Here is an 18,152-nt window from a genome sequence, read left to right on the forward strand (position 1 = left end):
CGCGAAAACGTTTTTCAGCGCGGCAGGCCGGGAGTGACGGGAGGCTCCGCGCAACGCCCTTGGGAGGAAACCATGGCACATCATGCGGCGGAAGCCGAAATCGTCGATACCGGCAGCCTGACGCGGCGCTGGATCATGTATGTCTTGGGGATCTACATCCTGACCTTCGGGGTCAGCCTAGCGATCCGCGCCGGCGTCGGCATCTCGCCGCAGAGCAGCCTGACGCGCACCATGACGCTGGTCTATCCGCCGCTGAGCCAGGGCACGTACAATTTCATGCTCGAGCTGATCATGCTCGCGCTGACCTATTTCGTGCTGCCGAAGGATTTCAAGCTCAAGAATTTCGCCTCGCTCATCCCGGCCTTCGTGCTGGCGGTGTTCCTCGATCTCAACCTCAAGCTCACCGAGTTCATCGTGCTGGAGGAGTATTCCTACCGGGTGGCACTGCTGGTCTTTGCCGATGCGGCCCTCGCGTTCGGTCTCTTCCTGATGATCCGCGCCAATCTCGTGCTGATGCCGATCGACATGTTCGTCAACACGATCTTCAAGCGCACCGGCTGGAAGTGGGGCAACATCAAGACGGGCTTCGACTGCACGCTGCTCGTGACGTCGGCGCTGATCGGCCTCGGCTTCCTCGGTGAAATCCAGTTCATCCGCGAGGGCACGATTATCAATGCCATCCTCATCGGTCAGTACATCAGGCTCTATTTCTTCCTCTACAAGAAGATGAGCGCCGGGAAGAACGCACCCGAGACCGGCGCGCTCGAACCGGCATCGAAATAGACGACAGGACTTTCAGAACACCAAGACAGGGCACCCCGAACGGGTGCCCTGTCGCCTTTTGCGGGATAACCAGCCAATTCGCTGGCCACACGGCGGATTCCCGCTTATGCCGGATGGATTGAAAGAGCTTGCGGGCGCAGGTGCATCCGGTGAAACTACTCCCATCATGAAAGCCATTTCCGGCACCAATCTCGAACAGGCGAAAGCGCACAACCGGCGGGTCGTGATCGAGGCGATCCGCACGAACGGTCCGCTGTCGCGCGCCGCGATCGCCCGCCTGACCGCGCTGACGGCGCAAACCGTGTCGAACATCGTCGAGGAGCTGGAAGGGTCGGAACTCCTGAAGGCCGACAGCCCGCAGAAGCTGGCGCGCGGCCAGCCCTTCACGCCCTATTCGATCAATCCCGACGGCGCCTATTCGATCGGCCTGGAGCTGGAGCGCGACCATGCGGCGGGCGTGCTGACCGATCTCTCGGGCACGATCCGGGCCCGCATTGTCAGGCCCATCGACCCGCCGACGCCGGAGCAGGCGATCCCGATCCTCGCGACGATCAGCGCGGAATTGCAGGAGACCTTTGCCTTCGACCGCAACCGCCTGCTCGGCGTCGGCATCGCCATGCCCGGCCGCTATGCGGCGGAGGGCGTGACCTCGCTGACTCCGATCGCCCTGCCGGGCTGGCAGCATTTCGAGGTCGGGCCGGCGCTGGAACGGCTGGTCGGCGTGCCGGTTCTGGTGGAAAACGATGCGACGGCGGCGGCGATCGGCGAACGGCTCTATGGCGTCGCCCGTGGCCTCAGCAGCTTCGTCTACCTCTTCCTTGGCGGCGGCATCGGCGCGGGCATGTTCCTCGACGGGCATCTCTATCGGGGCAGCCGGGCCAATGCCGGCGAGATCGGCCATATCGTCGTCGAGCCCAATGGCCTGCCCTGCATTTGCGGCAAGCGCGGATGCCTCGACCGCTATGTTTCGCTTGGTGCGGCTTACGAGCACCTCAAGATATCAGATCCCGGTGCCTACAAGGCCGATCAACTTGATGCGATGGTGGAGGGAGCTGGCTCCGCACTGGACGGCTGGCTCGACGCGGCGGCCGACCCGATGCGCCGGACCATCGATTTCCTGGAACTGGCCTTCGATCCCCAGACCATCGTGCTCGGCGGGCCGATGCCTGCGGGGCTGCTGGCGCGGCTTGCCGCGCGCATGGAACCGCTCTATCCGCCTGTTGATCCAACGGAAGAGCGGCGCATTCCCCGCATCATGATTGCGGCGACCGGCAAGGACACGTCCATTCTGGGTGCTGCCGCCTTGCCGGTCTTTTCCGAGACGAACCCGCAATTTGCGGTGTTGCAGAAGCCTGTGGCGTAAGTTTTTGCTTACGCGATCGGGAAGCCGTAGAGCACCGGCATCAGCCCGGCGGCGGCCTTGAACCGCTCCCAGGATTTGCGCTCCGGCAGCGTCCAGCCGGTTTCGGCAATGGCCGAAAGGCGGGGGAAGACGAGACGGTCGAAGACGGCGCGATCCTTCATCGGCTCCGACCATATGCAGGCCTGCACACCCCGGAGATTCGCTTTCTGCGCGTCGTTCCAGCCGGCGACGGGATCGAACTGGTAGGTCATTTCCGGCGCCGACCAGCCGGCCCAGCTGGCGCCCGGCTCGTCCCAGTCGGGGCTGTTGGCCATGTCGAGATAATAGGCCTGGCCGGGGCAGACGACCATCGAATAGCCCTCGCCGGCAAGTGCGGCCGAGACGTCCATATCGCGCCAGCCGCAGAGATAGGTCGCGGCCTTGTCGATGACATTGCCGTGCGCGGCCTCTTCCCAGCCACCGGTGACGCAGCCTTGCGAGGCGAGGAACGTCTGGATCCGCTTGAGGAAGATCGCCTGCAGGACGGCGGCGCCCGAACCGTCGATGGCATCGGCGCCATGCGTGTTGGTGATGACGTTCAGCCGGCGGGCATGCGCCTCGGCCATGGCCGCGCCGCTGACGTCGCGCAGCTTCTCCAGAGCCTCCTGCGAGCCCGACCAGGCGCCGATCGGCACCTCGTCGGCGCCGACATGGATCGTCTTGAAGGGGAAGAGCTCGATCAGCTCCTTGAAGATCGTCTCCAGCACGTCATAGGTCTCTTCGCGCGCCGGGTTGAGGCAATTGTCCGGGAAACCCTGTACGGAATAGTAGCTGCCCTGTTCGTCCGGATCGCGCAACTCCGGAATGGCGAGCTGCATGGCGAAGCAGTGGCCGGGCACGTCGATTTCCGGCACGATCTCGATGCCGATGGTTCGGGCGTAGGCAACGATGCTGCGAATCGTCGACTTCGTATAGAAGCCGCCGGTCCTTTCCGGCCCGGTGCCGAGCAGCGGCGGGACGGGGAGACCATGCCCACGCCACGCGCCGATCTCGGTCAGTGCCGGATAGGCGTCGATTTCAACGCGCCAAGATTCGTCGTCGGAGAGATGCCAATGGAAGCGGTTGAGCTTGCTCCAGGCGAGGATGGCCAGGATCTTGCGGATCTCGGCCTCGCCATAGAACTGGCGTGCGACATCGAGATGCAAGCCGCGCCAGTCCATGGAGGGGGCGTCGGTGATCGTGCCCGTAGCGGGGAAGCTGTAGGCATCGGGGAAATGCCGCGCCCCGCGCCAGATCTGGCCGAGCGTGATCAGGCCATAGAGCAGGCCGGTGCGGCCGGAGGCGGCAACCGAAACCGAGTCGGCGGCAAAGGTGACCTCATAGGCTTCCGCTGCAAGTCCTTGCTTCAGATTGAGCTGCACGGGAAGCCCGCCTTCCGATGCGGCGCGGACGATGCCCTCGACGGCAAACAGGTCTTCCGTAAGCTTCGTGAACGCTTCAGCGGCGGCGGTTGCCTCGGTGCTGTCGGCAAGCAGCGTGAAACCGGCGGGCGTGGCGCGGCGACCGGAAACGGCGACCTCTTTCGGCCAGGGGATTACCGAAACGGGGACCGGCGGGCTCATGGGAACGGGGAAGGCGGCGACGCCGCGCTTAGGCGGCGCATTGCCGCCGACCTTGAGCGTCGGCCCGGTGCCGATGGCAAGCGTACCGCCATCGGCCAGCACCAGATAGGCGCCGCGCGCGCCGTCCGTCCAGTGCTTGAAGGCCCAGCTGAGGCCGTGCACGGCGACGGTCCATGTGGCCTCGGGCTCCAGCACGAACCCGTCCGGCGGCAGGAGTTCGGTGAAGTTGGAAAGCCGCGTGCCGAGCGAGCCGCCATCGATGCTTGCGGCCGGATCGACCCGTCCCGGTCCGCTGACGCAGAGGCGGAAGCCGGAAAGCGACGATTTCGAATGGTTGGTCAGCTTGAGAATATAGGCGAGCGGCTGGTCGTCGGTGGCGGGCGCCCAGGAGGTTTCGAGGGCGAAGGCGGATATCGGCATGGCGGTCTCTGGGGTCTTGAGCATTTCCAGCCGAAGCGATTTCGCTTCGGCGTCGGACAATGCGGTTAAAACGAAATCCCAGAGCATTTCCGGGGGGGGGGCCGGAGATGCGCTGGGGGGATCAGTTTACGTCGAGCAATCCGGCATAGATGCCGGGGGCGGAATTGGGGATCGGCATGGCGCTGACCGTCTTTTCGTAGAAGGCCGAGGGGCCGACATCGCCGATGATGGCATAGCCATAGCCCATGGTTTTCAGGTCGAAGAGGGAGGCAAGCAGCAGCGCTTGGCCGATGCCGAGCCCGCGCACCGCTTCATCGACGCCGGTCGGGCCGAAGAAGCCGCGGGCAATCGATTCATGGCAGGCGAAGCCCACAAGCTTTTGCGCGCGTGTCGCGATGAAGCAGGTCGGCGGCTGGCGCGACAGCGAAATGGCCGTCTCGCTTGCCCAGCCCTTGCCGAATTTTTCCGTGACCCATTCGGTCATCAGGCGCGCTTCCGGCGCCAGCGGCCGGCGGATGGTGACGCCGGCCTCCGCCATTCTGGCGTCGAGGTCCGGCTTCGGGGTGAGCAGTGAGAGATTGACGAGATAGTCCAAGCTGAAATCCTCTAGCTCTGTGCCGCAAGCGCGCGCACGAAATGGTTTTTCCCGACCTGCTCGACGGCAGTCGAGGTCGGGCGCGAGAGCGCGCGGACCTTTTCCGCCCGTTCGAGAAACCGCGCGCTCTCGCCGATGATAAAGGGTCTGGCGCCGTCAGGCACGGCCGAAAGCAGGAGCTGCGTATAGGGATGGCGCGCATTGGCGATGACGGCCTCCGTCTCGCCCCACTCGACCATCTGGCCGGCGAACATCACCACGATCTCTTCCGCCACGTGGGCGGCGGTCGCGATGTCATGGGTGATGTAGAGCAAGGCCAGGCTGCGCTCGTGCTTGATGCGGGCGAGCAGTTCCAGGATGCCGAGACGGATCGAGACGTCGAGCATCGAGGTCGGCTCGTCGGCCACGAGCACGCCGGGCTGTACGGCGAGCGCACGCGCAATGTTGATGCGCTGGCGCTGGCCGCCCGAAAGCTCGTGCGGATATTTCCGCCGCGTCACTGTCGGGTCGAGCCCGACATCGGCCAGCAGGGTGGAAACCGCATCGGCGACCTCAGTCTTGCCCGCGGCATGGCGGTGCAGAAGCACCGGACGCGAGAGGTGATGGTCGATGGAAAAGACCGGATTGAGCGAGGAGAACGGGTCCTGAAAGACCATCTGCACCTCGCGGCGATAGGCTTTTTCCTCGTCGCGCGTGCCGGTTGCGGTGACATCGCGGCCGCGGAAGGAGAGGCGGCCCGATGTTGGCTGGTCCATGCGGGCGATAATGCGGGCGCAGGTCGTCTTGCCGCAACCGGATTCGCCGACCAGCGCCAAGGCGCGGCCCGGCGTCAGCGACAGCGAAATGCCGCGCAGCGCCTGCACGGCGCCGAAGCTGCGCTCGATCGTGTCGAGGCGGATGATCGGCTCCGCCGTCGGGAGGGAAAGGCTGGGGGCGAGGTTCATGCGACACCTCCCGCCAGTTCCCGGCGGCCAGGCAGCTGCGGAATGGCGTTCCAGAGCTTGCGTGTATAGTCGTGAACCGGTGCATGGCTCACCTGCCTGACGTCACCGACCTCGACCAGTTCACCCTTCAGCATGACGCCGATGCGGTGGCAGAGCTGCGCCATCAGGTGCAGGTCGTGGGTGATGAACAGCACGGAGAAACCGTGGCTACGCTGGAGATCGATGACCTGCTCAAGGATTTCGCGTTGCACCACCACGTCGAGCGCTGTCGTCGGCTCGTCCATGATGATCAATTCGGGCTGCAAGGCGAGGCAGATGGCGATGACGATGCGCTGGCGCATGCCGCCGGAGAACTGATGCGGGTAGTCCGTGAGCCTGTTTGTCGAGATGCCGACCAGCTTGAACATGGCTTCTGCCCGTTCGCGCGATTGCGCTCGCGTCGCGCCGGTATGCCGGTGCAGCACGTCGTGGAACTGCGCCTCGACGCGCATCAGCGGGTTCAGCGAGTTCATGGCGCTCTGGAACACCATGCCGACGCGGCGCCAGCGCACCTTCTGCATCTCGCCTTCCGGCAGCTTCAGGAGATCGCGGCCGTCGAGCAGGATCTCGCCGCCGGTCACCCAGGCGGGCGACTTGGCAAGGCGGGTGATGGCGAAGGCGATAGTGCTCTTGCCGCAGCCCGACTCCCCTGCAAGCCCGAAGATCTCGCCGCGGCCGATATCGAAGGAGACATTCTTCACGGCGCGGAAGGCGCCCTTGTCGAGGAGGTAATCGACCTCGAGATTGCGGATTTTCAAAAGCGTGTCGCTCATCGTGCGCCTCCCAGGCTTCGGTTGCGCTGGCGGTTGAGGCGCAGCCAGCGGGTCAGCGCCGGGCCGGAGCGCAGCTGCGGATTGGCGATCTCGTCGAAGGTGAAATTGACGAGCGCCAGGCCAAGCCCGATCAGCGCGATGCCGGCGGCGGGCGCGCCGATATCCCACCAGGCGCCGAGGATGATCGCCGAGGAATTTTGCGCATTGTAGAGCATCGTGCCCCAGGTTACCTGCAAGGGATCGCCGAAACCGAGATATTCGAGCGTCGTCTGGGCGACGACGGCATAGATGATGCTGCCGACGAGATTGATGCCGATCAGCGGCAGCAGGTTGGGCAGGAGCTCGACGAACAGCACGCGCCAGGCCGGCTCGCCGATCATGCGGGCGGCGGTGACGAAATCGCGGTTGCGCAGCGCCATGGTCTGCGAGCGCGTCATGCGTGCCCCCCAAGGCCAGGAGGTAAGTGCTATGATCGCCATGATGGCAAGCGGCCCGACGGTGCCGGCAAAGGAGGCGAGCAGGATCAGCAAGGGTATGTTGGGGATGACGAGCACGGCATTGGTGGCGAGGTCGAGGGCGGCATCGGTGCGCCCGCCGGCATAACCGGCGATCAGGCCGATGGCCGTGCCGACGATGGTGATGGCGATGCCCGTGGCGAAGCCGACGGCGAGCGACGTGCGCGAACCCCAGACGAACTGGGTATAGACGTCGCGGCCCATCTTCGTCGTGCCGAAGACATGCTCGACGGTCGGCGGCTGGTGCGAGCGGCCGACGCGGGCGCTCGGCGCGCCGGGCGCGATGACGGGGGCGAAAAGCGCCATCAGGCACAGCGCCACGATGATGATCAGACCGGCAACGGCCTTCTTCTGCTGAAGCAGGATTTTGAGGCCGGACATCATGCGGAAGCATCCCTCAGTCTCGGGTCGATGACGCCGTAGATGATATCGACGAGAAGATTGGCGCCGAGCGTGGCAAGCGTCATCAAGAGCAGCTGGCCCTGGATGACGGGATAGTCGCGCGCGACGCTGGCGGTGAAGAGCGTGAGGCCGAGGCCCGGATAGTTGAAGACGATCTCGGTGACGATCGAGCCGCCGAAGACCGCGCCGAGCATCAAGGCGAGATTGGTCAGCACCGGCAGCATGGCGTTGCGCGCGCCGTAGCCGAGCATCACGGTTGCGGCCGTCAGCCCCTTGGCGCGGCCCATCGTGACGTAGTCCTCGCCGAGTACCGAGATCATCGAGGAGCGCATGGTCGTCTGGAATTCGCCGATGAGATAGGGCGAGAGCGTCAACACGGGCAGGATGGCGTGGTAGAAGACGCTGCCGGCGAAGGTGAAGTTGATGCCGGGATCGAGGCTCGGGTCATAGGCGTAGCCGACCGGGAACCAGCGCAGCGACACGCCGAAGACGAAGAGTGCCGAAAGCGCGATGATGACGGGCGGCACGGCGATCATGACCACCGAAAACGGCGAGACGACCGTGTCGAACCGCCCGCCGCGCCGCCAGGCGGCGATGGCGCCAAGTAGCGTGCCGACGACGAGCGAGAACGTGATCGCCGTCACGACGAGGAACAGCGTCCAGAGCGTCGAACGGGCGAGCACCTCTGTCACGGTCTGCGGATAATATTTGACGGAGACGCCGAGATCGAGCGTCGCCAGTCCCTTGAGATAATCGAGGAACTGGGCGGTGATCGGCGCCTCGACGGCGCCGAACCTGGCCTTGATCGCCTCGATGGCGGCGGGCGTCGCGCGGGGACCGAGCTGGGCGATCATCGCATCGACGGGGGACCCCGGCATGAGCCGGGGGACCGTGAAGTTCATGACGATCGCAAAGGCGAGCGCCACCGCATAGACGCCGAGGCGCCGGGGGGAGATGTACATCCCGCGATCCTGCCTTATTCCACCGGCTTCAGGCGGAGCAGGTGCACGAGGCGCATGCGGTTGTTGTCATGGTTCTCCGGGTTCATGACGGGCTCCTTGTCCGTCACCCAGCCGGTAAAGCGCTTGGTGGAATACTGGAACCAGGTCGGGCCGTTGAAGATCGGAACCATCGGCAGGTCATCCGCGACGATGATCTGGATGTCGTTGAAGAGCTTCTTGTGCTCCTCATCCGTCGTGACCTTGCGATAGGCATCGAACAGGGCGTCGAGCTTCGGATTGGAGTAACGCGACGGCGCGGTGGTGATGCGGCCGGCAAAGGCCGTCGACATCGACTGGTAATAGCCGCGGAACGGCGTCGAGCCGTCGGCGCGCGACTGGAAGGCCACGTCGAAGCTGCCCTCGAGCAGCTGCTTCTGCCACTGCTCGTATTCCGGCGTCGCGACCGAGGCGTTGATGCCGGCGGCGCGCAGGCCTTCGGCGGCGATCTGCGCGGTGTCGATCCAGTCGGTCCAGCCGTTCGGGATGATGATGGTGAAGGCAAGCGGCTTGCCGCTCTTCGTCTTGCGCATGCCGTCGTCGCCCTTGGCGTAGCCGGCCTCGTCGAGCAGCTTGTTGGCCTTTTCCACGTCGAAGGCCATCCATTCGTCCTTGGCGCCCTCCGCTTGCGGGTTGCGCCAGGCCTCGAAGCGCGGCGGCAGGCCGCTGGCATGCAGGTTCACCTTGGGATAGCCGAAGCTTGCAATATCGACCATGGCCGTGCGGTCCATGGCAAGGCTGAAGGCGCGGCGGAAATTCAGGTCGTTGAAGGCTTCGTTTTTGGCCTCGTCGCTGCTCTTCAGGTTCATCTGGAACGCGGCCGTTTCGGCCGGCGGCTGCCAGTAGCCGTTATGCTCGGGGTCGAGCGCCACGAAGGTCTTGTCGATCTCTGGCAGGAAGGAGCCGATCCAGTCGAGAGTGCCTTCCGGCAGCAGCGCCAGCATCTGGTCGTTGCCGGCGATCTGCGGCAGCTTCAGGCAATCGACATGCAGCGAGGCGGCGTCCCAGTAGTTCGGGTTGCGGCACTGCTCGTAAACCTGCGGAGTGAAACGGCGGATCTCGGTCATCGGGCCGGAGCCGACCGGCTTTTCGTTCTTGAAGGCGACGGGGTCGCTGACATCCTTCCAGATATGCTCCGGCACGACGGCGAGGTCGGCGAGCGATTCCGGGAACTGGCTGTTGACGCCCTTGAGGTGGATGACAACCTCGGTCGGCGAGGGTGCCTCGACGGAGGCAACGGTCTCGCCGACGCCGGCGGTGTCGAGGGCCGGGTTCTTCAGCATCAAATCGAGCGTGTATTTGACGTCCGCCGCGGTCAGCGGCTGGCCGTCGGACCATTTGACGTCGGGGCGCATCGTGTAGGTGATCGACGTCATGTCGTCGGAGAACTTGAAGTCCGTGGCAAGGCGGAAGACCGGCTTGCCGCCGTCATCGGGATTGAAGATGACCAGCGGTTCGTAGATGAAATCCATCGTGCTCTGTCGGCGGCCGCCGAGGTCGAACGGGTTGAAATTCTGCACCCAACTCGTCTGTTCCTCGATGTGCATGGTGAGCACCGCCTCGGCTTGCGCCGCTGTCGCGGAGGCACCACCTGCCATTAGCGCGGCGCTTATCGCGGCTGCCGACACAAGCAGTCCCCGCCGCGTCATGGCTAGATAATCCTTTGTATTGATTGGCATTTCATTCCCCTTTTCGCTCTCGTTTTTAAGAGTCAATCAATTTGATTTAATCAAAGGCTGATTTTTCCTGATCCGTCAATCGGGAGTAAAAAAAATTGTTGGGGGCGTGCTGGCCGTGGATTTGGAGGGCCACATCGTCCGTTGCGGCCATGGGAGGATGATGGCGAAAACGCGCACCTGCTCCGGTTTCGGCAGGCGCCGAACCGTGGCCACCGGCTTTCGTCCTGACCGATTTTTTCCGCGGCGCCCTTGACGGATATTCGAAACCGTTATTTAGTTCGGTGACTGAACGAATTAAATGAGGCGGATGTGAGCGAGACCCTTCGGATATCCCGGAAATTCTCCCAGCGGGCGGTCATGGAAACGATCGTGCAGGGCGGTCCCATCTCACGGGCCTCGATCTCCAAGCAGACGGGTCTTTCCAAGCAGACGATCTCGGAAATTGTGCGCCAGCTCGAAATCGAGGGCTGGGTGCGCGAGACCGGGCGCACCAGCGGCCATATCGGCCGCACCGCCGTGACCTATGAGCTGGTACCGGACGCCGCCTATATCGCTGCGGTCGATCTCGGCGGCACCAAAGTGCGCGTCGCGATTGCCGATCTCACCTGTCAGGTCTTCGCCGAGGATGTCGCACCGACCGATCCGCGCGGCGGCCAAGCCGTGGTCGACCAGATCGTCGGCATGTGTTTTCGCGCCGCCGATCGCCAAGGCATCGCCCGCGAGCGCATTCGCCTCGCGGTCATCGGCGCACCCGGCGCACCGGACGATAAGACCGGCCGCATCCTGCTCGCTCCGAACATTCCCCATCTCGACACGATGAACGTCGCCGCCGCCTTCGAGAAGGGTTTCGGCTTCGACGTCATGCTGGAGAACGACGTCAACCTTGCGGTGCTTGGTGAGAACTGGCTAGGGCAGGGGCAGGGCATCGACAACCTCGCCTATATCGCGCTCGGCACGGGTATCGGCGGCGGCCTGATGGTCGGCGGCAATCTGGTGCGCGGTGCAAGCCATGCGGCCGGCGAGCTCGGCTTTCTGCCCTTCGGCGCCGATCCCTTCGAAGCCGAATCCCTGCATTACGGCGCCTTCGAGCGCGTGGTCGCCTCCGCCGGTATCATCGACCGTTTTCGCACGGCGAGCGGCAAGACGCTGTCGGTGCCGGCGATCTTCGACCTTGCAACCGAAGGTGATGCCGATGCGCTGAAGGTACTCGACGACACGGCGCGCCTGCTGTCGCGCGGCATCGGCGCTATTGCTGTCATCGCCAATCCGCAAAAGGTCATCCTCGGCGGTTCCATCGGCTTGCGCCCGGAAATGCTGGAGCGGGTCAAAGTCTTCCTGCCGCAGTGCTTCCCCTATCCGATCGATGTCGAGGCGAGCGCCTTGGGCGCGCGCGCCGCCCTTGTCGGCGCTGCCGCCATCGGGCTTGGCCATCTGCACAACACGCTCTTTGGCGCTGATACGCCCGATAGCCGCATCTCGCTGCCGCCGGCCAGCACGGTCGCCCTCCGGGAGGTTGCCCAATGACGACTGTCCTCACTGAGCGCCTGCGCGCCGCGCTTGACCGCGACGATGCCATCGCGCTGCTGCGCGGCGCCATCGGCTGCAACAGCGTGACGGGCAACGAGGCTGCTGTCGTCTCCTATCTCGAAGCGCAGATGCGCGCGCGCGGCGTCGAGGACGTGGAGACCGCAGATTTCCTGCCCGGTCGCCCCAATGTCTGGGGGCAGCGCAAGGGCGCGACGGGCGACCGCCGCCTGCTGTTCATCGGCCATACGGATACCGTCCATGTTGAAGGTTGGCGCGAGCACTGGGCCGGCACGGAGCGCGAAGACCCCTTTGGCGCGCCGATCATCGACGGCGCGATCTGGGGCCGCGGGGCAGGGGACCTGAAGGCCGGCATCTGCACTTCGCTTGCCGCTCTCTCGCTTCTGGACAAAGCGGGCATCCGCCTTGCAGGCGATATCGGCTTCGCCTTCGTCGGCGACGAGGAGAGCGGCGAGCCTGGCTCCGGCATTTCGGCCGGCGTAAAGGACTATGTCGCGCGCATCGAAAGCGGCGCCATTGCCCGCCCCGATTTCACCGTCTATGTCGAGCCGACCCGCCTTGCCGTCTATCCGGCGCAGATCGGCTTTTTCATCGCCGACATCATCATCACGGGCAAATCCGCCTATTTCGGCGTGCCGGAACTCGGCAAGGATGCGCTGAAGGCAAGCCACGCCGTCATGTCCGCCCTCTGGCGCCATTCCGACGCGATTTCCGCCCGCGCCGAACATAACCTGATCGGCCGCGGCTTCCTGCTCGTCACCGGTCTGCAAGGCGGCGGCTTCATCGCCGTGCCGGAGACCTGCAAGCTCTCGCTGATCCGCAAGCTCCTGCCGGGAGAATCGCTCGATGCCGCAGCGGCCGAGATGGAGGCCGTCATTCGCGGCGCCGTCGAAGACCCCGAGATCCGCGTCGAGATCACCTATCCCGCCGGCCGCGACCATGCACTCGGCGGCACGGCGGCGGAGATCGCCGCTGACAGTTCCGAAGTCGCGCTCTTGTCTGAGGCGGTGGCCGCCGCCATGCCCGGTCGCGGCCTAATCGAAGGGGCGCCCTTCTGGTCGGAATCGCCGTTCTTCGTCAACCGGCTCGGCGTGCCGGCGGTCTATTGCGCACCCGGAGACATCAGGAACTGCCACACATTCGAGGAGCATGTCGATGTCGAGGAATACCTCGCCGGCATCGTCGCCTTCGCAAGCTTCATGGCGCGCTATTGCGGCGTGATCGACTGAGTGAACGAACAATCAAAAGAGGGAACGACAACATGTTCATGCGGAAATTTCTGAATGCCACCGTGCTGGCAGGCCTCCTCCTGTCGACGATGCCCGCCCTTGCCCAGACCGTCGGCCCGGCCGGCGAAACGGCCACTCCGAGCGCCGAGGTAACCCTCACGGACGCGGATGTCGCGGCCCTGAAGGACAAGGGCTACAAGGCAGCGCTCCTCTGGCACACCTCCTCCGACTTCGTGAACGCCGTGACCGCTGGCGCCAAGGACGAATTCACCCGCGCGGGCGTCGAGGTCGTGGTTCAGACGGACGCCGGCTTCGATGCCGCCCGCCAGCGCTCGGACATCGAGACGGCGCTTGCTGCCAAGCCGAATGTCATTCTCGCACTGCCGCTCGATCCGGTCACCTCGGCCGAAGCCTTCCGCCAAGCTGTGACCGACGGCAGTAAGCTCGTCTTTCTGTCCAACCTCCCGGCCGACTACAAACACGGCAAGGACTATGCGGCTGTTGTCACCGACGACCTCTTCCAGATGGGCAAGCAGGCAGCCGATGCGCTGGCCAAGGCGATGGGCGGCAAGGGCAAGGTCGGCTGGATCTTCCACGATGCGACCTATTACGTGACCAACCAGCGCGACAACGCCTTCAAGTCGACCATCGAGAAAGACTATCCTGACATCAAGATCGTCGCCGAGCAGGGCATCACCGACCCGGCCCGTGCTGAGGAACTCGCCAGCGCCATGCTGCTGAAGCATCCCGATCTCGACGGCATCTACGTCACCTGGGCAGAACCAGCGGATGGCGTGCTCGCCGCCCTTCGCGCGGCCGGCAACACCAGCACGAAGATCGTGACGCTCGATCTGGCCGAACCCGTCGGCCTCGACATGGTCAAGGGCGGCGCCGTCGTCGCGCTCGTCGCCGACAAGGCCTATGAGCTCGGCCGCACCATGGCCGCGACCGGCCTGAAGTCGCTGCTCGGCCAGGAAACGCCCGCCTTCATCGTTGCCCCGGCGCTCACCGTCACCAAGGAAAACGTGGCGGAAGGCTGGAAGGAATCGCTCAACCGCGACGCACCGCAGAGCATTCTCGACGCCGCGAAGTGATCTCCGGAGGGCGCTTCGGCGCCCTCCCGTCACCGGTTTCATTGGAGGAAGAACGATGCCCAGATTTTCACGACTGTCGGCACTCGCCGCCGCTTGCCTTGTTTCCACCAGCCTCTTTGCCGCCGACGGTGCAACCGTCGGCCCGCATGGCGAAAAACCCACGCCAGCCGCTTCCGTCACGCTGACGGATGCTGAGATCGCGAAGATCAAGGAGGGCAAGTATTCCGCTGCCCTCGTCTGGCACGAGATGAGCGAGTATACCGGTGCCGTCGATCGTGGCGCCAAGGATGAATTTGCAGCACTCGGCATCGACGTTGTGGCGCAGACGGATGCCGGCTTCGATGCGGCCCGCCAGCAGGCCGATGTCGAGACCGTGCTTGCCAAGAAGCCGACCATCATCCTGTCGCTGCCGGTCGATCCGGCAACGGCCGCCGCCGTCTACGATCCCGCCCGCAAGGCCGGTGTGAAACTCGCCTTCGTTGACAATTCCCCCGCCGGCTACGAACACGGCAAGGACTATGTGACGATCGTCTCCGACGACCTTTTCCAGATGGGCAGCAAGGCAGCGGATGCCATGGCTACCGCGCTCGGCAAGAAGGGCAAGCTCGGCTACATCTTCCATGATGCCGATTTCTACGTGACCAACCAGCGCGACCAGGCGTTCAAGAAGACGATCGAGCAGGATTACCCCGACATGTCGATCGTCGCCGAGGCCGGCATGGCCGATCCGGCGCGCGCCGAGGAAATCGCCCAGGGCCTGCTGACCCAGAACCCGGATCTCGACGGCATCTACGTTGCGTGGGCCGAACCGGCGCTGAGCCTGCTCTCCAGCCTGAAGGCTGCCGGCAACACCAAGACGAAGATCGTCACGCTCGACCTCAACGAGCCGGCAGCACTCGACATGGTCAAGGGCGGCAATTTCGCGGCGATCGTCGCGGATGAGGCCTATAACATCGGCCGCACTGCCGCGCGGGCCGCCGCCGCTTCGCTGATCGGCAAGGAAGCTGCCCCCTTCCTCGTGGTGGATTCGCTTGCCGTCACCAAGGATAGCGTGCTCGACGGCTGGAAGGCCTCGCTTAACAAGGATGCACCCGAAAGCATCGTCGAAGCCCTGAAGTAAGCCCCTGGCGGGAGCGTGTCTCCCGCCGAACGACCCGGCTCCCGTGAGGATGATCGCCATGTCCCAACCAAAGCAGACGGCCACGCCGTCGTCGGCGCCGATGGAGAGACCGCCTCTTCTGAAGCGCATCAATCTCCAGCAATACGTCGTCTATCTCGGCTTCCTGGCGATCTTCCTGTTCTTTGCCATCGTGCTGCGCGACAGCGGCTTCCTGACGGTGCGCAACCTCTCCAATATCGTCCTGCAGACCGCGCCGGCGACGATCATGGCGATCGGCCTCGTCTTCGTGCTTTCGGCGGGCGAGATCGACCTTTCCATCGGCTCCATCGTCGCTGTCTCGGCGCTTGCCGCCGCCGTCACCATCAATGCCTATGGCATGGCGGCCGGTGTCGTCGTCGGGCTCGGTGCCGGCCTTGCGATCGGCCTCGTCAACGGCGTGCTCGTTGCCTATGTGCGCCTGCCGTCCTTCCTGGTGACGCTGGCCACGATGGGGCTCTTTGCCGGCGTGGCACGCTCGCTGACGGACCTGCGGTCCATCCCCGTTACCGACAGCGCCTTCACCGGTTTCTTCGGCTCCGGCGCGCTGCTCGGCATTCCGTCGCTCGTCTGGTGGACGGCCATCGCCATCCTGATCGGCCATATCGTGTATCGCGAAACCCGTTTCGGCGCCCATGTGCTGGCGACCGGCGACAACAACCGCGCGGCCAGCGTCTCCGGTATCAGCGTGCCGCGCATCCGCCTTGCCGTCATGATGCTCTCGGGCGGTCTCGCGGCCCTTGCCGGCCTGCTCTATGCCGGCCGCCTGCAGGCGGCGAAATACACGCTTGGTGAAACCGACCTGATGACGGTCATTGCCGCTGTCATCGTCGGCGGCACGCTGCTCAATGGTGGCAAGGGCTCGGTCGTCGGCGCGCTCGTCGGCTCGCTGATGATGGGCATGCTCAACAACGGCCTCATCCTGATGGGCCTGTCCGTTTCCGACCAGATGATCGTTCGCGGTCTCATCATTCTCGCCGCAGTCGCCGTATCGCTGCGCGAAAAAGCCCGCTGAAGGAGGATTTCATGTTTCTCGACGTTCTGCGCCGCCGCAACCCCGCCTTCATCGAAGCCGCCATGGCGCTGCACCAGCAGGGCCTGATCCCCGCCAATGCCTATGTGCTCGATCTCGATGCCGTCGAGGCCAATGCCCGCGTGATCAAGGTCGAGGCCGATAAACACGGCCTGAAAACCTTCGCCATGACCAAGCAGGTCGGTCGCGCGAGTTCCTTCTGTGCCGCCGTACAGCGCGGTGGCATCGACCGCGCCGTCGCCGTCGACATGGCCTGCGCCCGGGCAACGCACAAGGCGGGTCTCAAGGTCGGCCATCTCGGCCATCTCCAGCAGGTCGCCCGCCATGAAGCGAAGGCGGCGGCAGATCGCTTCCGGCCGGATTACTGGACCGTCTTCAACGACACGAAGGCTGAGGAAGCCGCTGCCGGTGCAAAAGCCGCCGGCTACGTGCAGAACCTGCTCGCGCGCATCCGCGCCGAGGGCGACACCTTCTATCGCGGCCATGAGGGCGGCTTCGACGCTTCCGATGTCGCCGCCGTTGCCGACCGTCTCGATGCGGTGGAGGGCGGCCGCTTTGCCGGTATCACCACCTTCCCGGCGCTGCTCTTCGACCATGCCAGCCGTAAGGTCCTGCCGACGCCCAACCTTGCAACGCTGACCAAGGCTGCGGAGGCGCTGGCCAAGGCCGGCCGCCGCGATATCGAGGTGAATGCCCCGGGCACGACCTCGTCAGTGCTGCTTTCCGCGCTTGCCGAGGCCGGCGCCACGCAATGCGAGCCGGGCAATGGCCTGCACGGCACGACGGCGCTGCATGTTATGGAAGACCTGCCGGAACGGCCGGCCGTGCTCTACCTCACAGAGGTCTCGCACCTTTCGGGCGGCAAGGCCTATTGTTTCGGCGGCGGCTTCTATATCGACCCGATCTTCCCGGATTATGACGTGAAGGCGATCGTCGGCCGCGAGCCGACCGTTTCGACAGGCGCACTGCGCAGCGTCGAGGTGCCGCCGCCTTCGGCCATCGATTATTACGCGATGATCGATGCCGCAGGCCCCGCGGCGCCGCAGCCCGGCGACACCGCCGTCTTCGGCTTCCGCGGGCAGGCCTTCGTCACGCGTGCGTTCGTCGTTGGCGTCTCCGGCATCTCGAAGGGAGCGCCGAAAGTCGAGACCACTGAAAACAGTTTTGGCGAAACTGCCGCCTGGCCGGTTTAGGAGAGAATGATGCAGACCTCATCTTCCGAACCCGTTCTCGTCCTGAAGGACATCCGCAAGAGTTTCGGCGCCGTCACGGCCATCGAGAACTTTTCGCTGGATATCCGTCCGGGCGAAATCGTGGCGCTTGTCGGCGACAACGGCGCCGGCAAGTCGACGCTGATCAAGATCATTTCCGGCGTGCATGCGCCGACCTCGGGCTCGATCACCATCGAGGGCGAGACGGTGTCGATGGCGAGCGCCAGCATGGCCCGCGCCCATGGCATCGAGGTGGTCTATCAAGACCTCGCGCTCGCCGATCAGCAGACCGTTTATATGAACATGTTCCTGGGCCGCGAGCCGGTGAACCGCTTCGGCCTGCTCGACCGGCGCACCATGATTTCCGAGACGGAAAAGCTGGTGAAGGAGCTCGACGTGCGGATCCCCTCCGCGCATGCGACGATCCGCGATCTCTCCGGCGGCCAGCGGCAGGGAGTGGCGATTGCGCGTGCCACGCGCTGGGCAAGCAAGCTCATCCTGCTCGACGAGCCGACGGCGGCGCTCGGCGTTGCCGAGACGGCCAAGGTGGAGGCGATCGTCCAGTCGCTGAAATCACGCAATATCGGCGTGCTCATCATCAGTCACAGCCTCGATCAGGTGTTCAAGCTGTCGGATCGCATCTGCGTCCTGCGCCGCGGCAAGCAGATTGGCATCCGCAACATGGCCGAAACGAACAAGAACGAGGTCGTCTCGATGATCACGGGCCTGAACTGAGGCCCGTTTGATGCCTGCTGCCACTTTCTGGCGGCAG

16 protein-coding genes are annotated in these 18,152 nt (G+C 64.6%); 9 read left to right on the forward strand and 7 right to left on the reverse strand.

Annotated features, from left to right (window positions below; translation table 11 throughout):
- The first annotated feature begins 72 nt into the window (after positions 1 to 72).
- On the forward strand, positions 73 to 783 hold the full coding sequence (locus D0Y60_RS15805) for a DUF6198 family protein (RefSeq protein ID WP_117370922.1): 711 nt from the start codon (positions 73 to 75) through the stop codon (positions 781 to 783).
- 166 nt (positions 784 to 949) lie between these two features.
- The gene (locus D0Y60_RS15810) at positions 950 to 2,146 is read left to right on the forward strand and encodes an ROK family transcriptional regulator (RefSeq protein ID WP_117370923.1); all 1,197 of its coding nucleotides are present in this window, start codon (positions 950 to 952) and stop codon (positions 2,144 to 2,146) included.
- 8 nt (positions 2,147 to 2,154) lie between these two features.
- On the opposite strand, the gene D0Y60_RS15815 is transcribed toward D0Y60_RS15810, so the two are convergent.
- The 7 genes from D0Y60_RS15815 to D0Y60_RS15845 form a co-directional block, all read right to left on the reverse strand.
- Positions 2,155 to 4,167, reverse strand: a complete 2,013-nt coding sequence (locus D0Y60_RS15815) for a beta-N-acetylhexosaminidase (protein WP_117370986.1) — start codon at positions 4,165 to 4,167, stop codon at positions 2,155 to 2,157.
- A 121-nt stretch (positions 4,168 to 4,288) separates the two neighbouring features.
- Positions 4,289 to 4,762 (reverse strand): GNAT family N-acetyltransferase, encoded by a 474-nt coding sequence (locus tag D0Y60_RS15820; RefSeq protein WP_117370924.1) that lies wholly within the window; start codon positions 4,760 to 4,762, stop codon positions 4,289 to 4,291.
- Between the two features lie 11 nt (positions 4,763 to 4,773).
- Positions 4,774 to 5,706, reverse strand: coding sequence for an ABC transporter ATP-binding protein (locus tag D0Y60_RS15825; protein ID WP_117370925.1), 933 nt, complete (start codon positions 5,704 to 5,706; stop codon positions 4,774 to 4,776).
- Positions 5,703 to 6,518 carry an ABC transporter ATP-binding protein gene (locus D0Y60_RS15830; protein ID WP_117370926.1) on the reverse strand — a complete coding sequence of 272 codons (816 nt, stop codon included), beginning with the start codon at positions 6,516 to 6,518 and terminating at the stop codon, positions 5,703 to 5,705. Before D0Y60_RS15830 ends, D0Y60_RS15825 begins: the two co-directional genes overlap by 4 nt.
- On the reverse strand, positions 6,515 to 7,417 hold the full coding sequence (locus D0Y60_RS15835) for an ABC transporter permease (RefSeq protein ID WP_117370927.1): 903 nt from the start codon (positions 7,415 to 7,417) through the stop codon (positions 6,515 to 6,517). The genes D0Y60_RS15830 and D0Y60_RS15835 overlap by 4 nt, the downstream gene beginning before the upstream one ends.
- Positions 7,414 to 8,397, reverse strand: a complete 984-nt coding sequence (locus tag D0Y60_RS15840; protein WP_117370928.1) for an ABC transporter permease — start codon at positions 8,395 to 8,397, stop codon at positions 7,414 to 7,416. Before D0Y60_RS15840 ends, D0Y60_RS15835 begins: the two co-directional genes overlap by 4 nt.
- Before the next feature lie 14 nt (positions 8,398 to 8,411).
- Positions 8,412 to 10,112 (reverse strand): ABC transporter substrate-binding protein, encoded by a 1,701-nt coding sequence (locus D0Y60_RS15845; protein WP_245409199.1) that lies wholly within the window; start codon positions 10,110 to 10,112, stop codon positions 8,412 to 8,414.
- A 309-nt stretch (positions 10,113 to 10,421) separates the two neighbouring features.
- On the opposite strand from D0Y60_RS15845, the gene D0Y60_RS15850 reads away from it, so the two are divergent.
- The 7 genes from D0Y60_RS15850 to D0Y60_RS15880 are packed head-to-tail and all read left to right on the forward strand — an operon-like array spanning position 10,422 to position 18,115.
- The gene (locus tag D0Y60_RS15850; protein ID WP_117370929.1) at positions 10,422 to 11,636 is read left to right on the forward strand and encodes an ROK family transcriptional regulator; all 1,215 of its coding nucleotides are present in this window, start codon (positions 10,422 to 10,424) and stop codon (positions 11,634 to 11,636) included.
- A complete protein-coding gene (locus D0Y60_RS15855) occupies positions 11,633 to 12,886 on the forward strand; it encodes a M20 family metallopeptidase (RefSeq protein WP_117370930.1) in 1,254 nt (417 codons plus the stop codon). The genes D0Y60_RS15850 and D0Y60_RS15855 overlap by 4 nt, the downstream gene beginning before the upstream one ends.
- A 38-nt stretch (positions 12,887 to 12,924) precedes the next feature.
- A complete protein-coding gene (locus D0Y60_RS15860; protein ID WP_348627862.1) occupies positions 12,925 to 13,980 on the forward strand; it encodes a substrate-binding domain-containing protein in 1,056 nt (351 codons plus the stop codon).
- Positions 13,981 to 14,035: 55 nt separating this feature from the next.
- On the forward strand, positions 14,036 to 15,100 hold the full coding sequence (locus D0Y60_RS15865) for a substrate-binding domain-containing protein (RefSeq protein WP_117370932.1): 1,065 nt from the start codon (positions 14,036 to 14,038) through the stop codon (positions 15,098 to 15,100).
- 58 nt (positions 15,101 to 15,158) lie between these two features.
- Entirely contained in the window at positions 15,159 to 16,151 is a 993-nt protein-coding gene (locus tag D0Y60_RS15870; protein WP_245409200.1) for an ABC transporter permease, read from the forward strand.
- Between the two features lie 11 nt (positions 16,152 to 16,162).
- Positions 16,163 to 17,362 (forward strand): alanine racemase, encoded by a 1,200-nt coding sequence (locus D0Y60_RS15875; protein WP_117370933.1) that lies wholly within the window; start codon positions 16,163 to 16,165, stop codon positions 17,360 to 17,362.
- Positions 17,363 to 17,371: 9 nt separating this feature from the next.
- Complete coding sequence (locus D0Y60_RS15880; RefSeq protein ID WP_117370934.1) at positions 17,372 to 18,115, forward strand: ATP-binding cassette domain-containing protein; 744 nt, start codon at positions 17,372 to 17,374, stop codon at positions 18,113 to 18,115.
- Positions 18,116 to 18,152 lie beyond the last annotated feature (37 nt).

The sequence above is a fragment of the Shinella sp. WSJ-2 genome, from assembly GCF_003432075.1.
Classification (GTDB): domain Bacteria; phylum Pseudomonadota; class Alphaproteobacteria; order Rhizobiales; family Rhizobiaceae; genus Shinella.

Bases quoted from the DNA above. Each gene is read 5' to 3' on its own strand.
- D0Y60_RS15880 (WP_117370934.1), top strand. From the start codon at position 17,372: ATGCAGACCTCATCTTCCGAACCCGTTCTCGTCCTGAAGGACATCCGC.
- D0Y60_RS15860 (WP_348627862.1), top strand. From the start codon at position 12,925: ATGCGGAAATTTCTGAATGCCACCGTGCTGGCAGGCCTCCTCCTGTCG.
- D0Y60_RS15855 (WP_117370930.1), top strand. From the start codon at position 11,633: ATGACGACTGTCCTCACTGAGCGCCTGCGCGCCGCGCTTGACCGCGAC.
- D0Y60_RS15810 (WP_117370923.1), top strand. From the start codon at position 950: ATGAAAGCCATTTCCGGCACCAATCTCGAACAGGCGAAAGCGCACAAC.
- D0Y60_RS15825 (WP_117370925.1), bottom strand. From the start codon at position 5,706: ATGAACCTCGCCCCCAGCCTTTCCCTCCCGACGGCGGAGCCGATCATC.
- D0Y60_RS15840 (WP_117370928.1), bottom strand. From the start codon at position 8,397: ATGTACATCTCCCCCCGGCGCCTCGGCGTCTATGCGGTGGCGCTCGCC.
- D0Y60_RS15865 (WP_117370932.1), top strand. From the start codon at position 14,036: ATGCCCAGATTTTCACGACTGTCGGCACTCGCCGCCGCTTGCCTTGTT.
- D0Y60_RS15870 (WP_245409200.1), top strand. From the start codon at position 15,159: ATGTCCCAACCAAAGCAGACGGCCACGCCGTCGTCGGCGCCGATGGAG.
- D0Y60_RS15835 (WP_117370927.1), bottom strand. From the start codon at position 7,417: ATGATGTCCGGCCTCAAAATCCTGCTTCAGCAGAAGAAGGCCGTTGCC.
- D0Y60_RS15805 (WP_117370922.1), top strand. From the start codon at position 73: ATGGCACATCATGCGGCGGAAGCCGAAATCGTCGATACCGGCAGCCTG.
- D0Y60_RS15875 (WP_117370933.1), top strand. From the start codon at position 16,163: ATGTTTCTCGACGTTCTGCGCCGCCGCAACCCCGCCTTCATCGAAGCC.
- D0Y60_RS15815 (WP_117370986.1), bottom strand. From the start codon at position 4,167: ATGCCGATATCCGCCTTCGCCCTCGAAACCTCCTGGGCGCCCGCCACC.
- D0Y60_RS15830 (WP_117370926.1), bottom strand. From the start codon at position 6,518: ATGAGCGACACGCTTTTGAAAATCCGCAATCTCGAGGTCGATTACCTC.
- D0Y60_RS15845 (WP_245409199.1), bottom strand. From the start codon at position 10,112: ATGCCAATCAATACAAAGGATTATCTAGCCATGACGCGGCGGGGACTG.